This window comes from Chitinophaga pollutisoli (assembly GCF_038396755.1).
GTDB classification, from domain to species: Bacteria; Bacteroidota; Bacteroidia; order Chitinophagales; family Chitinophagaceae; genus Chitinophaga; species Chitinophaga pollutisoli.
Window position 1 is genome coordinate 279,992 of record NZ_CP149822.1, and the last position, 16,547, is coordinate 296,538.

The following is a 16,547-nucleotide window of genomic DNA, read 5'->3' on the forward strand; positions in this document are numbered from 1 at the left end:
AAAGGCCGCCTCAATGGCGGCCTATTGCATATGATTGTTACAGTTATGGGAAAAAGGTAGTTTGCTATTTGGAGTAACTATACTCGAATGCATAGTTGCCGGAACCCACCTGCAGGGAAGCGTCATTTCCTTCCGCTGTTGCCTGCACCACTTTGCCGCTTTCCGTTACCGTAGCCGAAGCCGCGCCCGGCAGCACGATTTTGGCGGAAGTATTGGCGGGAACAGATACTTCCAGCTTCAGTTTGCCACCGTCGATTTTCCATTTGGAAGCGATGGTGCCATACAGCGATTTGAATTCCGCGCTGGCATGTGTCAGTCCGCCGCCGGGCCTGGGCTGGATACGGAATTGTTTATAGCCGGGTGCCGCCGGATCGGGCTGGATGCCGGTCACGGTTTTGTACATCCAGTCACCGATGGCGCCGTATGCGTAGTGGTTGAAGGAGTTCATCCCCACATCCTGGAAAGTACCGTCGGGCTTGATGCCATCCCAGCGCTCCCAAATGGTGGTGGCGCCCATTTTCACAGGGTACAGCCACGAAGGGTAACTTTGCTGCATCAGCAACTTGTACGCCACATCGGTATGGCCGAAGCGGGTCAGCACATGGCAGAGATACGGCGTGCCGAGGAAACCGGTGGTGAGGTGGTTGCCATATGCGCCGATGTTGTCGACGAGGCGCTGGGCGGCAGTGGCGCGCTGTTCTTCAGGCAGGATGTCGAAATTCAGGGCCAGCACATACGCCGTTTGCGTGCTTGATACCAGGCGGCCGTTCGGTGTTACGTATTCGCGGAGGAATGCGTTTTTCAGCCTTTTGATCAGTTCTTCATATTTCGCCACATCGCCGCTGTTGCCGAGTACTTTCGCCGCGTTGATGAGGTTTTGGGTAGAATGAATATAAAACGCCTGGGCAATGAGGTATTTATCTGTGATGGCGGAACGCCCGTCGTTGTCGTACGGCGCGGAATAGAAAAGCCAGTCGCCGAAATGCGGCCCGTGGTTCCAGAGCTCGTTGCGGCTGATTTTCGTGATGTAATCCACCCACTTCTTCATGCTTTCATATTGCACCTCAAGCATGCGGCGGTCGCCGTAGTTTTGATAAAATTGCCAGGGTATGATGGTCACCACGTCACCCCATCCCGCCGAACCCGGCGAAGGGATCGATTTTACATCGGGGATCACAACGGGAATGTCGCCATTGGGGCGCTGGTCCGCCGCCACGTCTTTCATCCATTTAGTGAAAAATCCGGTCACATTCATGTTGTACGATGCGGTATTGAAGAACACCTGCGCGTCGCCCGTCCAGCCGAGGCGCTCGTCGCGCTGCGGGCAATCGGTAGGCACATCCACGAAGTTGCCTTTTTGTCCCCACTGGATATTCTGTTGCAACTGGTTGATCAGGGGATGCGAGCAGGTGAAGCTACCTGTTTCACCCATATCGGAATACACGGCAACGCCTGTAAACAGGCTGGTATCCAGCGGCTGGCGGATGCCTTTCACGCGGATGTACCGGAAGCCCTGGAAAGTGAACCGCGGCGCGAAAGTTTCGGTGCCGCCGCCTTTCAGGACATATTTATTTTCCTGTTTGGCTGCACGGAGATTGGCGGTGTAGAAATTGCCATCTTTGTCGAGCACTTCCGCGTGATGGATCGTGATGGTGTCGCCGGCATTGCCTTTTACTTTCAGTTCTACCCAACCCACCATATTCTGGCCGAAGTCCACCACCGCTTCGCCCTGGGGCGTGGTGATGAATTTAATGGGCTTTAGTCTTTCTTTCTGACGAACGCCCGGGCCTTCCTGCGCCACGATGTTATTTTTCGTGAGCGGCAGCACGGCGGCGGATTGCCATCCTGCATCGTTGAATCCGGGACTTGCCCATCCGTTCATTTCCATGCGCGCGTCCACGGTTTCGCCGTTGTAGATATCGGAGTAACGCACGGGGCCGGAATCGGCGGTTTTCCAGGAGCCATCGGATGCGATGGTTTCTTTGGAGCCGTCACGGTAGGTGACTTCCATCTGGAGCAATAGCGCGGCGGTTTTGCCATAGGTGTTGCGCTGGTTGAGGAAAACGAGGTTGCCGCGGTACCAGCCGTCGCCCAGCGTGGCGCCGATCACGTTATTGCCGTATTGCAGCAGCGGCGTGATGTCATACACCTGGTATTGGAGGCGCTTGTCGTAGGCGGTCCAGCCGGGAGTTAGGTGGTCTTCCCCTACTCTTTTACCATTGATATGCGCTTCGTACAAGCCGTGCGCCGTCACAAAAAGGCGGGCGCTTTGTACGGGTTTGGCCAAATGGAAAGGTTTGCGGAAGATGGGGCTGGGACCGGGTTTGCCGGTAGTATCGTTTGCCCGGCCAATCCATTGGGCCGACCAGTCAGACGGTTGCAGCAGCCCCATTTCCCAGGAAGCGACCTGGCTCCAGGGCGACGCCTTGCCGTTGCGGTCATACACGCGCACCTGCCAGAACACGCGCTGGCGCGAGCTGAGGGCGCCGCCGCCATAAGGAATGTGCAGCGATTCGCCGGAGCTTACCTTGCCGCTTTGCCAACCGATTTCTTTTCCTTTCGCCAATGCAGCTGCATTGGAGCCGGTACGTACTTCATAGGCGGATTGCATGAAATCGCGGCCGGTGGATTTGATCTGCCAGCTCATTCTTGGTTGCGCGGTGGCAACGCCCAGCGGCGAAGTCCGGTATTCGGTGGTGAGCTTTTCTGGCAGGAACGATTGCGCCTGCACAGAACAGGGCAAGGCCGCCGCGAAAGCCGCGGAGGCCATAACGTGGAATAGATAGGATCTTTTATGCATGTCGTATTCAGTTTTCAAGCGGTACCGTCCAAAATATAATTTTCATCCGGAACCACTATCCTGCACTCACCTGCCTGTTCCACATTTTTTCTTTAAATTACAAATACCGATCACCAATATAACTACCATGAAAACATACATCGCCGCCTTTCTCCTGCTGCTGGCTATTCCCGCTGCAGCCATCGCCCAGGCGGATGCCGTCAACGGCATATGGCTGAATGAAGAAAAAGACGCGAAAGTGCAGATTTACCGGAATGGCGACAAGTTCTTCGGAAAACTCATCTGGATCAAGCACTCTCTGGAGGATGACGGCAAAACACCGCGGCGCGACGCGAAGAACACCACCACGTCCCTTCGCTCCCGCCCGTTGCTCAACCTCATTATCCTGACCGGTTTCGAATATGATGCGGGTGATAAAGTATGGGATGACGGCAAGATCTACGACCCCAAAAGCGGCAAAACCTACAGCAGCAAATTGAAACTCAAAGGCAATATGCTGGACATCCGCGGGTATGTGGGGGCTCCCATGTTCGGCCGCACCACTTACTGGACGCGCTCAGAATAAAAAAGGCTGAACGGAATCCGTCCAGCCTTTTCCGCCAGCCTGTTGGCGTGGCGACCGTACACGCTATGCGATGCGTTTGTCCGCAGGGGGCATCCTAACCAAACCCATCAATCGTGCCCCTGCTGCTTTACGAGTTTGTTGTAAATCCCGAAAAGCAGGAACGGCGCCGCCCATTGCCCTACGAACAGTCCGGCATGCTTCTTACCCATCAGTTGTAAAGCCAGCGAAATGCTCATGGCTCCGACTGAAGCCCATAAAAAGGTGTCGGAAGGCAGTTTCGCCGTCTGTTCTTCAATCATTTCCGCCACTTTTCCTTCTTCATGACTGTTTGTTAGCTTTCCCATATGAATATGTTTTAGTCGCTGTTTTTGTCTATGCTGAATTCATTGTTTTCCTCGTCCTCGGCGCCCATTTCCTGTTCTTCGTCATCATCCTCCGCGCCGGGCACGTCGAGCTCGTCTTCGTTGAGCGGGTCGCCATCGTCGTCTGTATCGTCGGGCAGGGCGTTGCGGAGGTTTTGTTCTTCTTCGTCGAGCGGGTCGATGGTGGCCGCGTCGTCGAGGAGTTGGCGTTCGGTGTCGCTGACGTTATCCTCGCCTTCGAGGTCGAGTTCATCATCTTCTTCGTTCACGTCGTCCAGCAGGCCTTCTCCTTCCTCATCCGCGGAGGATGCGGTGGTGTCGGCCAGTTCTCCGGCCGGGGGAACGTGGATATGTTCCTGTCCCGGGATGTCTTTTACTTCGGGAAGGTCCATGATGATGTCTTCGGAAGGCGGGAGCGGTTCCTCTTTCCGGTTATCGGGAATGGTTTGATCTTTTTTCATGGTGCATGTTTCCAATACCGGTGAAAGAACCATGCCACGGTGAACAACGGGAAGCCGCAGGCCTTTGCTGTAGCGCAATTGCCACAGATTCCACCCCAACATACACGATTGGAGGCATAGCGGCACGAACAGCCGGGGAGGCCGCCACGAGAGGTCGTTGCCGTAAACGTATTACATTTTCTTTTCCTGCAATTTATCGTGGTAAGGCAGGTACAAGGGCAGGGCGGCGGAGCCGTACCAGCGGAAGCAATCGGCTTCCAGGAGGCCGCCGGAAATGGAGGGGTCGGTTTGCAGCAAAGCCCGGACTTCCTCTACAGTGGGCACGTTGAGGATGAAAATCCCACGCCAGTTACGGTCGTTTTGGGCCATGGGGCCGGCCACGGCCAGCTTGCCGTCTTTCACCAGGCGCCCGATGTTCTCCATATGCCCCTTAAACAGGGCGGCCACCGTATCTTTGTTATCCGCAGGGTGCGGGCCGGTTTTGAGTATCACGAGCACGTAGTACTTCATCCCGTAGGGATCGGCGCCGAGGGAGTCAGCCAGTTTCAGTATTTCCGCGCCGGCCAATGCCGTGCTTATTTTTTCCAATGTGGGATATGAAAAGCAGGAAATCGCGCTGGAATGAGAAACCACGGTGAATATTCTCATGAAGAACAGCGCGGGCGGACTGGAAGAAGTAGTGGTTGTGGGTTATACAAAGCAAAAGAAGATCTCCATCGTGGGATCGCTGGTAACAGTAAAAACACTGTATTATTCTTCCCGCTTTCCAGCTTTTTCTCCAACGCAGCTATTTTAGCAGATTGTTGTATTAGTTGTTGCTGCTGTTGCAGCATGTAAAGCGTCAATTCTTCTACTTTCTTCATCAGAATTTTATTCATTTCCCCTACATCCTGTCCGGTACGGTGAATGGAATCGGCGGAGGGCACATCCGGGAGGTGTTTATTTTGACGAATATAATCAGCGAGATCCTCTGGCCGCATGAGCGAATAATCTTGTTCAAACACATAGTCCGGCCAGCCGGTTGCGGTAACTTTCACTTTTTTCGCGGAAATGGTACCGTTGACGGCGAGGCGGTTGTCGCCAGTGTTAGATGTTCCAATTCCTATATTGCCATTTACGAAGTGCGTTCCAGGACTGGTTAAATACAAGGGCATAGACATATTATACCCATATTGATTTACTCCCTGGTGGATCGTGTCAAGCGCATTATGAGTTAACGATCCTGAACCAACAGGCTCAACAAAAGGAGCAGCATCATATACGGTCACAGTAGTAGCATAGTTGGAATTCTATGAGTACGAAGTAGATCCTCGCATCCAAACCAGAAATTGCCGTGTACTGTTACTTGCTGACGCATCTCTCCAATTCGAAAAAAATTCACTTGTTTTGGGTTGGTTTGCCGTATCGTTGCATCAATGTAATTTGCACCATGCCCCCAATTCGTTAGGTGAAAAGTGAATGTGGCCATTAAGGCGCCGCGATGATTGGGCGCTACAGAATCACGATGCGTGTCTGATCTGCCGATATTAAGAATGGTTGGAGAATGATTCAACCACCCGCCATCGATAAATACCACAGGGTAAAACTTATTAATTTGGCCTCCAACGGTAAAAGTTCCAGATGTTGCTTGTGAAAAGGCGGGAACGCAGGCCAAGCATAACAGGCTAACAAGTACGGTAAGGGATTTTATAAATGAGATTTTGTTTAAATATAGACTTGAATATTACATATACTTTATGAAATAAAAAAGCGGAACACCATTGTGTTCCGCATCTCCTTTTTGTCTGTATCTGAATCTGAATCGTCCGAAAGGATGGAATTTTGAGCCGGGAGAAGGCTATTGCCGGGCATTCGCCGCGCCTGCTCCTCGCTAATTCAACGATTTACTATTTCAACAAAGTGAACTCCGGCAGTTTGATTACGGCGCCGCCTTGTTTGGCGGATTCGTGCGCCAGGATGCCCACGCAGGTAATATTGGCCGACTGAACGGCGTTGGGATAAGGTTGTGTATTGTTTTTCAGCGCATCCAGGAATGCGTGCACCAGGTGCGGATGCGAACCGCCGTGGCCACCGCCCTGGGTGAAGGAAAGATGCTGGTGCTCGTCTGCATCGTACACCCCTTGCTTCGTGAAAGCGCGGATGGGCTCGGGCAACAGATGCGCATAATCGGGGCTTTCTGTTTCCGAAGGGATCTCGGGCTCGGGGCGCTTGGCGGTATGGACCACCAGCGGGCGCCCTTCGATCAGGGGCCATTCCACCGACTGTTTCGAGCCGTACACTTCGAAGCTTTCCCGATACTGGCGCGCCACATCGAACAAAGAACGGTAGATATGCGCGCTGAGGTCGCTGTCGCGGAATTTGATGTGCGTGGTTTCCACAGCGTAGGGCGAATTGTAAAATCCGTGCATTTCCTCGCGGATAGTACCCGAGCCGAAGCAGGACACATACTCCGCTTCGCTGCGCATCAAACCCAAAACCGGCCCCACGCAATGGGTGGCGTAGTACATGGGCGGGAGGCCCGGCCAATATCCCGGCCAGCCGTCCATATCCTGCTGGTGGCTGGCTTTGAGGAACTGCACCTTGCCCAGTTCGCCTTTATCATATAATTCTTTCATGAACAGGAACTCGCGTGCGTATACAACGGTTTCCATCATCATGTATGTAAGTTTTTTTCCTTGCTGATGGCTACGATCTCCTCGCATTCCTCCACCGTTGTGGCCATGGGTACGGTACAGGCTACGTGCTTGCCGGCGCGGAGGGCTTTGATGGTCTGCTGCCCGTGATCGGGAATCGGCGTGTTGATATGCACGGCATCGATGTCGGGGTTGAGGAGCATTTCGTCAAAATCCGTATACCGGCCTGCGATGTTGAAGGCATCCCCAATTTCGTCGAGCCGCGAGCGGGTACGCTGGCAAATGGCGACGAGCTTTGCGTCGGGGTGTTTCAGATAGATGGGGATGAATTCCGCACCGAACCCCAGTCCGGCGATGGCTACATTGATCGTTCGTTTATCCATGACTCATGATTTGAAAAGTTGTTGTAAAAAACGGATGCCTTCGCGGCCGAAAGTATCCTGGTCCGGCGCCAGCTGCTTCCAGATACACACGGCACCGGCCAGTTCCACTACTTCAGGCGTAAAGCTCTCGATCGACACCACGCCGCTGTACCCTACTTCGCGGATCGCATCCCGCAGCGACGCCCAGGGCGTTTGCCCCGTTCCCGGAATACCCCGGTGGTTTTCCGATACCTGGACGTGCACCAGCCATTTTCCCGCCGTCCGGATCGCTTCGCCCGGGTCTTTCTCTTCTATCGACATATGAAAACTATCGAGCCCTACACCTGCCGACGGGTGATCCAGCTCTTCGGCCATCCTGCGCGCGTCTGCCGCGGTATTAACCAGGTCAGATTCAAATCGGTTCAGCGGCTCTATGGCCAGGCGAACACCATGTTGCTCCGCGATCGCGCACACTTCCCGAAGGCCCTTCACCGCCAGTTTCCATTCTGCCTTCCTTTCCGCTTCCGGCAATTGCCGGGCCTTACCCACCGCCGAATACATGGGTCCCGCAAACACGGGCGCATTCCATTCCGCGCAAAGCTCCAGGCACTGCCGCATGTAGGCGGTGCTGCCGGCGCGGATGGCGGCGTCGGGGTGCGTCAGGTCTCTCGAAGGGCCGAAAGCACCGCAAACAATGGCTTTCAGGCCGGTTTCCTCCAGTGCCCGGCGTACCGCTTCCCCATCAATCAACTCCGGGTACTCTACCGGTATTTCCACCGCCCCGAATCCCATGTCGCGGATTTTGTACAAAAGCGGGATGGATGCGGTGTTGAAGGGGAAGTCCAGAGCCAGGTGCTCGCGCCCAACGTAATGTCATTCATGTTCATCTTTTTTCGCCATAACCCGGCGGAACCGGGAGCGTTCTTCGGCACGCTCCCGCTCTTCCGGGCAACCTTTAACGTGGAATATCAAAATGTGCGTCAACGGATCACTTTCATTACCCCGTTCATAATCGACCAATGACCGGGGAAGGTGCAAACAAAGGGATAATCTCCCGCTTCGTCGGGCACCTTGAAGCGCAGTACCACCGTTTCCTGCGGGTTCACGAGGCGGGTGGCAAACAGCACTTCGGGCATGTCGGGTACATAATTCATTTCTGCGCCATGCGGGTCCGCGGCCAGTTTATTGGCGGCCTGCCCCACGGATTGCAATGAACCCGGCTTCACGATCACGAGATTGTGCTGCATGAAATCGGGATTCTCCAGCACCACGTCCACCACTGTTCCGGCTTTCACTGTAAAAGTGGCCTGATCGTATTTCATTTCGTTCTGGATCACCTTGAGCGTTACCGTTTGGTCGGATTTGCCGGTGGGTGCTTCGGGAGCGGCGTCCTGTTTATTCAGGTAAGTGAACACGAAAGTTTCGGCCAGGCTGCGGTCGCTGAACAGTTTCGTGCCGTCGCCGTTGAAAACTTTTTCTACTTCATATTTCCATTCGCCCGCCAGCGGGATTTTCCTGCCGCCGGCTTCGAGGTACATATTTTCCGGTTTGCCGATTATACCGCCACCGCCGCCGGTGTCCGTCACTTTGATGGAGATAACGTTGCGTCCGGGCTTCAGCAAGCCCGCGCGGATGGCGTATTTCCGCGGATCGGCCCATTTTCTTTCCATCCCGCCCACGAACTTTCCGTTTACGTAAGTGTCGTCGGAATCATCGATCGGCCCCAGCGACAACATGCCTGCCTTGCCTGCTGCATCCGCGGGAACGTCGACTACCATCCGGAACCAGACGATCCCGTCGATGTTCAGGCCGGCGTTTTCGATGTATTGCGGCAGGCGCATGGTTTTCCAATTCGTGTCGTCAACGTTTTCCCCGGAACGGTCAGCCGGTTTGGCTGCATCTTTCCCGAATCCCGGGTTTTCGGACAGGAATGCCGCGATGAACCCTTTGCGATGGTGCGCCGCCGCCGCATATACGCCTTTCTGCAACCACGCATCCTCTTTCACGGAAGGTTCTTTGCTGATAGCATACAAAACGCGCCCCAGCGTGTCGGACGCCGGCACATTGGCCAGCGCCACAAGGGCGGCCAGGCGCGTGTTGGGGTCTTTGTCGCGGAGGGCGCCGGAGGCGAGTACCTGCTTGTCCGTCCACCGATGGCGCGCCAGTACCTGGATTGCCGCTTTGCGTACGGCAGCGTCTTCGTGCTGCAGCGCCTTTTCAATTTGGGTGCGGTAACGGCCCGAAGCGCCCAGCCCTTCGATGGCCCAGAGGGCATGCAGTGCAGCGGGGGCTTTACCTGCCGTCAGGTCCGCCAGTTGCGGGAGTGCTGCCGAATCTTTCTTTTCTACCAGCAGCCGCTGGGCGGTCATCCGCCAGAAAAGGTTATCGTGGCTGAGTGCCGAAATATATGCATTCGTGTTATCGAGTGTAACAGCGGGCGAAGTTTTCGCACCGCGGTGTACGACGCGCCAGATGCGGCCGTGGCTTTTATCGCGCAGGGGGTTCTCATAAGCGTTCCCCTTGCCGTTCACCGCCGCGTAACCGCCGCGTTCTTCAGTAGGCGTAGGGTTGTGCTGCACGATGAAGTTATACCAATCCAGCACCCAAACGGCGCCGTCCGGCCCGGTTCTCGCATCTACAGGGCTCACCCATTCGTCTGCCGAGGCAAACAAGTTCCAGCCGTCTTTTTCCTTGAAACCGGCGCCGTCTTTCACAATGCGGGCCACGTGCACGAGGTGCCCCGTGGGCTCGCAAACGAACGCCGTGGATTGGTATGCTTCCGGATATTGCGCCGCTGTATAAAAAGCGTGGCCTGATGCCGCGGTGAACCCGCCGAACACATCCACCTGCCGCACATGCGCTGTAACGGGATGCATGGCATAGTGGCCGTCTATCTTCACGCTTCCGGCGATAGCCGCTCCCTCCACACCTTTCAACGCGGCATTCGGAATGCCCATATAAACGCTGTGGGTATTATTGGCCGTGGATGCAAAAATATCGTTCGCCGCATTAAAGCCGAAGCCCCAGGTGTTGTTGCTCGTCGGCGTCATGAATTCGAATTTCGACGCATCCGGTTCAAACCGGTACACGCCCTGGCTGAATTCCTGGTACTGCCCGCCGGCATTGCCTTTGAAGCCGGAATACCCTACCGTTCCCCAAATCATGTTATCCATGCCATATTGCAGGTTCGACGGGCCGGCATGCGTATCGAAAGTACCCCATCCCGTGATGAGCGTTTTGCGCACATCGGCTTTATCGTCGCCATTCGTATCCTGCAAAAACAGAAAATGCGGCGCCTGCGACACAATCACCCCGCCATTCGCAAAAACGAGGCTGGTGGGGATGTTCAGTTTGTCGGCGAAGATGGTGAACTTATCCGCCTTTCCGTCGCCGTCGGTATCCTCGCAGATCTTGATCCGGTCGTCGCCCTGCCCTTCCGTGCCGCGCACGGTATTGGGATAATCCACGGTTTCGATCACCCAAAGACGGCCTTTTTCATCCCAGGCCATGGCGATGGGATTGATGATATCCGGTTCGGAAGCGAAAAGCTGCAATTCGAACCCGGGCGGCACCTGTATGAGCTTCGCCGAGGAATCCGGGCTGAGCGGCAGCTGGAACCGGGGCGCGGGATCACGTTTTTCATAATTGGGAATATTCGCTTCGTCGCGGTATTGCAGCGTGGGCATGGTTTTGCGGAAAGCCTCCCATTTGCGGCGGGCTTTGTCGCCCGCAGCCCAGAGAATACCGTTTTTCATCAGTTGATGGAAACCAGGGTGGCCCCAGGTACGCTCGTCGTGGCCGTAAGCCGTGTAGAACACGCGGCCGGCGCCATATTGTTTCACCCAAGTCCAGGGCTCGTTGCGGCCGTTTTCGGGGCGTTCCTGCAGCACAGTCCTGTCGTCGGACAGGTGATCGTGCACATAGGTTTCGTCCCAGGTAATAAAAGGCGTGAGGCCCTGCGTTACGGGGTGGGTGGTATCGAGGGTGGTAACGTGAAAAGTGGCCGTGTCGTGGGATTTGAACTGCCCGCCCACCATTTTCACGAATTCGTCGGAATTGCGGAAGCAGTAGCTGGCGCAATGTACCGGAACAAAACCCTTACCCCCTCGCACAAAGCCCAGCAGCGCGGCTTCCTGGGAAGGCGTGATGGAATCGTGGTTGGCGTAGAGCATCAATACATCGTACTGTTGGAGGTTTTCGTCGGTGAGGACGGCCGGATCGTCGGCATACGTGAACTGGATGCCTTCCGTAGCGAGCGCGGAGGCCAGCAGCGGCATGTATTGCGCGGAATGATGATGGGTGGAAGCGTGGCCCAGGAATAACACCTGCATCGGCCCTTCCTGCTCCTTGCCGCAGGCGGCAAACAGCATCGTGGTTAAAACGAGGACTAAGACGTGGAATCGAATTTTCATGCTTATCTGAATTCAATCCCAAATTCCGAAATAAAAAATTGGCGTCATTCCTCGATTATGTCGCATTCAGACTGTATTTTGTCATGAAATCCCGCTTTACATCTTAATAATGACAAATAAAAGGTAACATGAAAGCCGTTCAAAAAGCCCGCATATCACCGGACAGCGCCTTTGCCGTACAGCATTTGCATGCGCCGCACTTCGATCCTAACTGGCATTTTCATGCGGAGTACCAGTTGTTTGTAGTATTGCAGGGGACGGGAACGCGTTTTATCGGCGACCATGTGGAGCCGTTTTCGCCCGGCGACCTGGTGTTTACCGGGCCCGACCTGCCGCACCTCTGGCGCAGCGACCCCGAATATTTCGAGGGCGACCGTTCGCGGCAAACGGAGGGGGTGGTGATTTATTTCCATGAAGATTTGCTGGGGCCAGCGCTCCTGTCCAAAAATGAAGCCCTGCGCATACGTCAGTTGCTGAACCGGTCGCGCCGTGGCATCCGGTTTACGGGGCATACGCAACTGGAGGCGGCCCGCCGCATGGAGGCGCTGCCAGCGCTGCGCGATTTCGACCGGGTGCTGGCGTTGCTACAATTACTGGATCTGCTCTCGCATTCCGAATCCTGCCACCTGCTGGCCGGCGCGGGTTATACGAATGCGCTCAAGGCGGAAGACACCGAGCGGATGAATAGCGTGCATGCATACGTGATGCAGCACTTCCGCGAGAAAATCAGCCTGGAAGCTGCCGCCGCCCTCGCTAATATGACGCCAACATCCTTCAGCCGCTATTTCCGCACCCACGCCAATAAGACTTTCTCCGATTTCCTGAGCGAAATACGAATCGGCTATGCCTGCAAGCTACTGCTGGAAAAAGAAATGGACGTGGCGCAAATCGCGTATGAAAGCGGCTTTCAAACCCTGTCCAACTTCAACAAACAATTCCGCGACCTTACTTCTTACAGCCCCCTCGCCTACCGCCGCGCCTATGCTGAATCTGGTTACCCAGGCACTAATCGAAATACAATGCAATGACGCATTTGCCGGGTATGGAAAACTCCTTGCTGCCATCGTCCTGTTTCTTCCCTTTGATTTCCGTACCGCCGATAGCCACGCGGCATGCAGGCAGCGATGCATTCTCATGCGGCAGCAGGCGCATCCTGCAAAACATGGCGGGGTGACCTGTAACCGCTATTTCTACGCCGTTTTCCAGTGATTTTACCGCATCTTCTGTGGGGTAATCGATGAAAACGGAGCAGTTCCATTTTTTGAGGACTTTGTAATGCCGCGATACGATCCCGAAGGGAACGCCGGCGCCATACACTTCCTGTCCCACGGTACCAGACTGGTTCCACCCGTCCTGCAGATCTTCGATGGGTATCCAGGTATCCGTTTCGATCTCGCCGGTTTTGGGTGTTTCGACCAACATTTCCTTCCTGACCATCGGCGGGAAATAAAATGCGCAGCGATGGATCATGAACCGGATGAATTCCGACAGCAGCAGGGTGATGTGTTCCGGCAATTTCGCTTCCTTCGCCATTTTCAGATAGTCGTGCATAGCGGAAAGCACCTCTATTTCTTCATACACCGCGGCATACGGCGCATCCTTCAGCGGGAAAAGCATGAAAAAGGTCGGGTATTGTTTGCCATGACCGTAATCGCAATCCCACAGGGAGGTGTTGCGTATGATGGTAGCCAGGGCTGTGAGGCTGGTTTTCAGAAATACCTTTTCCTTTTTGATGAGATACAACCGCAGCAGTGCTTTGGCGCCGAAAGCGGTTACGTTTGCCTGGTAGAACAGGCTGAAGCCTTTGTTTTCCAGCGAACGCCCCGCGGCGGCGGCTTCTTCAAGATATCGCTCCTCCCCTGATATTTCGTACATCAACAACATCAGGTGCGCGTAAATCCCCGCCACGTCGTGTTCTCCGCCTTTGCCGGGCTCCGTTTCAGCCTTCAGTACTTCCAGCGTGTCTACATGATAGAACACCGGCCATTCATAATTGAAATGGTGCGCTACCTTGATGGCATACTCCACGGAATGGACGAGCATTTCCTTCACTTCTTCCACGCCCTGCATCACCATCCGCGCCAGGTTCACGAGCGGATGGTGCAGGTACCAGGAATCCATCGTGCGGGGGTGCTTCTGCTCTTCCGAACGGTCCAGCTTGTGCGAGGCCGACGGGAGCCACCGGCCGATGGATTCGATCTTTTCATCGTAGAAAGCATGCAGGTTTTGCTGGATCGTTTCAACGATTTTCAGTTTCGGCCCCTCTGTCCACTTTTCGTATTCCATTAACGGCAATAGCACGGCGAGTTGCACCATAATTTCCGGCGCGGTGTCGTAATCGCAGAGGTAGGCGTTCAGGTAGGATTGTCCGCCGGAGCGGTACCAGCAGCCGGGGTTTACCTGCAGATCCCTGAGCGTGCCCTGCAGCACATTGTCCCAGGGCTTGTAACTCGTTGCCGGTAACGGCAGTTGGAGATACAACCTGCCCAGCATTTGCAGGAAAAGCGCGGCCATGTCGTTTTCATCTTCCGGTTTGTTCTCCTGCATCATCAGGAATGCGTCATTAATCGTAATTTCCGTATCCACAGGCAGCGGATCGTCCGGCGCAGGCGGAAGGCCGAAGCCCAGTTCGGGCCATGCGCCGCCAACGGTGCCGCCCAGGCTTTTGCGCGTATAGCTGGCATAGTCGTTCAGTGCCGTGAGATTTTGCAGATACAGGAACGCGCAGGGATCGGTGCTCTCGATCCCACCAAAGAGCCATCCCGTGCGGATGCCTTCCTGCTGCACATACAATTTGCCTTTGAAGGGCTCATTTGTCAGGGAAGGCCGGCAAACCATCAGGTCCCGGGGCCAGAAAGGTATGCGCAGCGCGGTTTTCGGTGTCAGCTTGGTGGTGCAGCGGATGATGGGAACGGAAGGGTCGGGAAGGGAGATATGGATATGATAACGGCCCACGGAGCATTCCGCCTGCATCCGGAACGAATCGCCCCCTGCATCCGTATGCAATAACTTGAAACCATTGCCTGGGAAATAACCGGATCGCAGCGCCAGCACCGTTTGGTTCCTGACGGAAATTTTCAACCACAACGAGTCGTCCGAAACATGTGCCTCGTATTCGATATTGCCTGTTTTCCTATGCCACAACGCCCCGGTTTCGGGCCTTCCGTCGAAATGATACCAGGGAGAAAAGCCTTTCATGCGTAACAATTTTGAGTTAACCGGGACACAGCCGTTTCATTTCACCGCCTCTTTGCCGGCGAAAACGCGCAAGATGCGGCGGTACCCTGTCCCTAAACGATATGGTTGTGTAGACGCTTCTTAACTTTTGGCGCCCTGTATTAAATCAGCTGTTTATGCGGCCGAATTTTCATCTCCACCACATCGCAACGCTCCGGTCGGGTGACCACGAAAAGCACAGCTTCGGCGATATCTTCCGCCATAAGCATTTCCTCCGCTTCGATTTTCTTCAGCTTCTCTTCGGCAGATTGTTCCTGCATGTCGGTATCAACGGCGCCGGGCTCAATCAGCGACACGCTTATGCCCTTAGGGTTCAATTCCTTCCTGACAGCCACGGCAAACCCCTGTATGCTTGATTTTGTGGCCACGTACACCGAACTCTTCGGTTCCCGGGTGTCTGCACTCATCGAACCAATGAAAATAATCTGCCCTCTCGTGCCTGCGGCTTCCATTCTCTTTGCCGCTTCCTGCGTGCAGGCGAGATAACCAAGTATGTTTACATTGACGATATACTGCAGCTCCTGGTAGTTGCCTTCCATGACGCCCTGGTACCCAATTGCAGCATTGTTGACCAGTATATCGATGCCGCCGTTGGCATCCACTTCGGAGAAGATCTTTTTAATACCATCTTCCGTGGCAACATCCGCCGTGAAACCGACGGGATCGCTGCCGGAAGCGGAAGCGCGGATATCTTCCAGCGCTTCGTTCATGGCCTTTTCATCCCTTCCGAAAATCAACACGCCCGCGCCTTCCGCCGCCAGCATGCGCGCAATTTCGCGCCCGATACCAGTAGTGCCCCCGGTAATGAGGACTTTCTTCCCTTCCAATGAGATGTATTGCCCCTGCAATGTTTTTCGGGCGGTTTGTTGTTCCTGCATAACCGGATATTTTAAAATTAAAAATAGCATGATGTAACATCACCACTCGGATTCCTTCCCGCCGGATGCGGGTTTCGTAAAATGTGTTTTTTGACGGTTCCGCCTGCCAGGCTGGCTGCTTTCAACCGGAAGATTACCTGTTTCCATAAAGTAGGCAAAGCTGAGGAGTTCCTCGCGGAGCATATCCCTGAACATCGGTGTAAACAACCGTGCCACGGATTCCCCGGCCGGTCCCAGGGGCGCGCGGTAAGTGATCACCGCCTGGATTTCGGTCTGCCCGTCCCCCGCATCGCGGAATTCCACTTTCCCTGCATTGTCCAGCACGCTGCCGGGGAGCGAATTCCAGCCCAGGAAAGTACCGTCTTCCTCTTTCACGATTTCCGCGTCCCATGACAGGATCGCCGGGAACCCGGGGAATTGCGCCACCCAATGCGACTGCCCGCCATCGCGCTCTTCCACGGATTGCAGGTGTTTCATGAACAACGGCAGGTTTTCCAACTTGCGCCAGAAGGCGTACACGACTTCCCGCGGCTTGTTAACGGTGATCGTGCTGCGGATATTGATATTCCGGACAGGATCCGGGAGCCGTTGCTTGCCGGCGGCGGTATAAAGCGGGCAATTGCCGGATATGGCGCGGTAAAGCAGGTAAGCGCCTGCCGCGCCTTTCAGCGCCCTGGCGCCAGGGTTCATTAAAGCCTTCCATACGAGCACGGCACCCGCCGCAGCGGATAGCACGCGCTCCATGTTCCCTACGTTCACAGGTGGTTTAGGCCCTGTACATGCATTTTCGTTCATACGGTTGTTGATTTGGTGTAGATGAATAATCGCCGCGCCTGG

The 16,547-nt window shown here is 54.9% G+C and carries 14 protein-coding genes; 2 read left to right on the plus strand and 12 right to left on the minus strand.

Going from position 1 to position 16,547, the window contains the following annotated elements; genetic code table 11:
- Positions 1–64: 64 nt before the first annotated feature.
- Positions 65–2,800: a glycoside hydrolase family 78 protein gene (locus WJU16_RS01095; protein WP_341836483.1), complete on the minus strand. Its 2,736-nt coding sequence runs from the start codon at positions 2,798–2,800 to the stop codon at positions 65–67.
- A 127-nt stretch (positions 2,801–2,927) separates the two neighbouring features.
- On the opposite strand from WJU16_RS01095, the gene WJU16_RS01100 reads away from it, so the two are divergent.
- Positions 2,928–3,365, plus strand: a complete 438-nt coding sequence (locus WJU16_RS01100) for a DUF2147 domain-containing protein (protein WP_341836484.1) — start codon at positions 2,928–2,930, stop codon at positions 3,363–3,365.
- A 107-nt stretch (positions 3,366–3,472) separates the two neighbouring features.
- On the opposite strand, the gene WJU16_RS01105 is transcribed toward WJU16_RS01100, so the two are convergent.
- From WJU16_RS01105 to WJU16_RS01140, 8 genes are all read right to left on the minus strand, one after another.
- A complete protein-coding gene (locus tag WJU16_RS01105; protein ID WP_341836485.1) occupies positions 3,473–3,709 on the minus strand; it encodes a hypothetical protein in 237 nt (78 codons plus the stop codon).
- Between the two features lie 11 nt (positions 3,710–3,720).
- Positions 3,721–4,188, minus strand: a complete 468-nt coding sequence (locus WJU16_RS01110; RefSeq protein ID WP_341836486.1) for a hypothetical protein — start codon at positions 4,186–4,188, stop codon at positions 3,721–3,723.
- Positions 4,189–4,359: 171 nt separating this feature from the next.
- Positions 4,360–4,776 (minus strand): YciI family protein, encoded by a 417-nt coding sequence (locus tag WJU16_RS01115; protein ID WP_341836487.1) that lies wholly within the window; start codon positions 4,774–4,776, stop codon positions 4,360–4,362.
- A 56-nt stretch (positions 4,777–4,832) separates the two neighbouring features.
- Complete coding sequence (locus tag WJU16_RS01120; protein WP_341836488.1) at positions 4,833–5,456, minus strand: hypothetical protein; 624 nt, start codon at positions 5,454–5,456, stop codon at positions 4,833–4,835.
- Between the two features lie 618 nt (positions 5,457–6,074).
- On the minus strand, positions 6,075–6,845 hold the full coding sequence (locus WJU16_RS01125) for a hypothetical protein (RefSeq protein WP_341836489.1): 771 nt from the start codon (positions 6,843–6,845) through the stop codon (positions 6,075–6,077).
- Positions 6,842–7,204: a Gfo/Idh/MocA family oxidoreductase gene (locus WJU16_RS01130; protein WP_341836490.1), complete on the minus strand. Its 363-nt coding sequence runs from the start codon at positions 7,202–7,204 to the stop codon at positions 6,842–6,844. The genes WJU16_RS01125 and WJU16_RS01130 overlap by 4 nt, the downstream gene beginning before the upstream one ends.
- A gap of 3 nt (positions 7,205–7,207) precedes the next feature.
- Positions 7,208–7,993: a sugar phosphate isomerase/epimerase family protein gene (locus WJU16_RS01135; RefSeq protein ID WP_341836491.1), complete on the minus strand. Its 786-nt coding sequence runs from the start codon at positions 7,991–7,993 to the stop codon at positions 7,208–7,210.
- Between the two features lie 170 nt (positions 7,994–8,163).
- On the minus strand, positions 8,164–11,595 hold the full coding sequence (locus tag WJU16_RS01140) for a PVC-type heme-binding CxxCH protein (protein ID WP_341836492.1): 3,432 nt from the start codon (positions 11,593–11,595) through the stop codon (positions 8,164–8,166).
- A 128-nt stretch (positions 11,596–11,723) separates the two neighbouring features.
- Between WJU16_RS01140 and WJU16_RS01145 the strand changes: the two genes are divergently transcribed.
- A complete protein-coding gene (locus tag WJU16_RS01145; protein ID WP_341836493.1) occupies positions 11,724–12,623 on the plus strand; it encodes an AraC family transcriptional regulator in 900 nt (299 codons plus the stop codon).
- Here WJU16_RS01145 and WJU16_RS01150 read toward each other — a convergent pair.
- The 3 genes from WJU16_RS01150 to WJU16_RS01160 form a co-directional block, all read right to left on the minus strand.
- A complete protein-coding gene (locus WJU16_RS01150; RefSeq protein ID WP_341836494.1) occupies positions 12,601–14,793 on the minus strand; it encodes a hypothetical protein in 2,193 nt (730 codons plus the stop codon). The genes WJU16_RS01145 and WJU16_RS01150 overlap by 23 nt on opposite strands.
- Positions 14,794–14,933: 140 nt before the next feature.
- Positions 14,934–15,710 carry an SDR family oxidoreductase gene (locus tag WJU16_RS01155; protein ID WP_341836495.1) on the minus strand — a complete coding sequence of 259 codons (777 nt, stop codon included), beginning with the start codon at positions 15,708–15,710 and terminating at the stop codon, positions 14,934–14,936.
- Positions 15,711–15,749: 39 nt separating this feature from the next.
- Positions 15,750–16,505: a YgaP-like transmembrane domain gene (locus WJU16_RS01160; RefSeq protein ID WP_341836496.1), complete on the minus strand. Its 756-nt coding sequence runs from the start codon at positions 16,503–16,505 to the stop codon at positions 15,750–15,752.
- Positions 16,506–16,547: the final 42 nt, after the last annotated feature.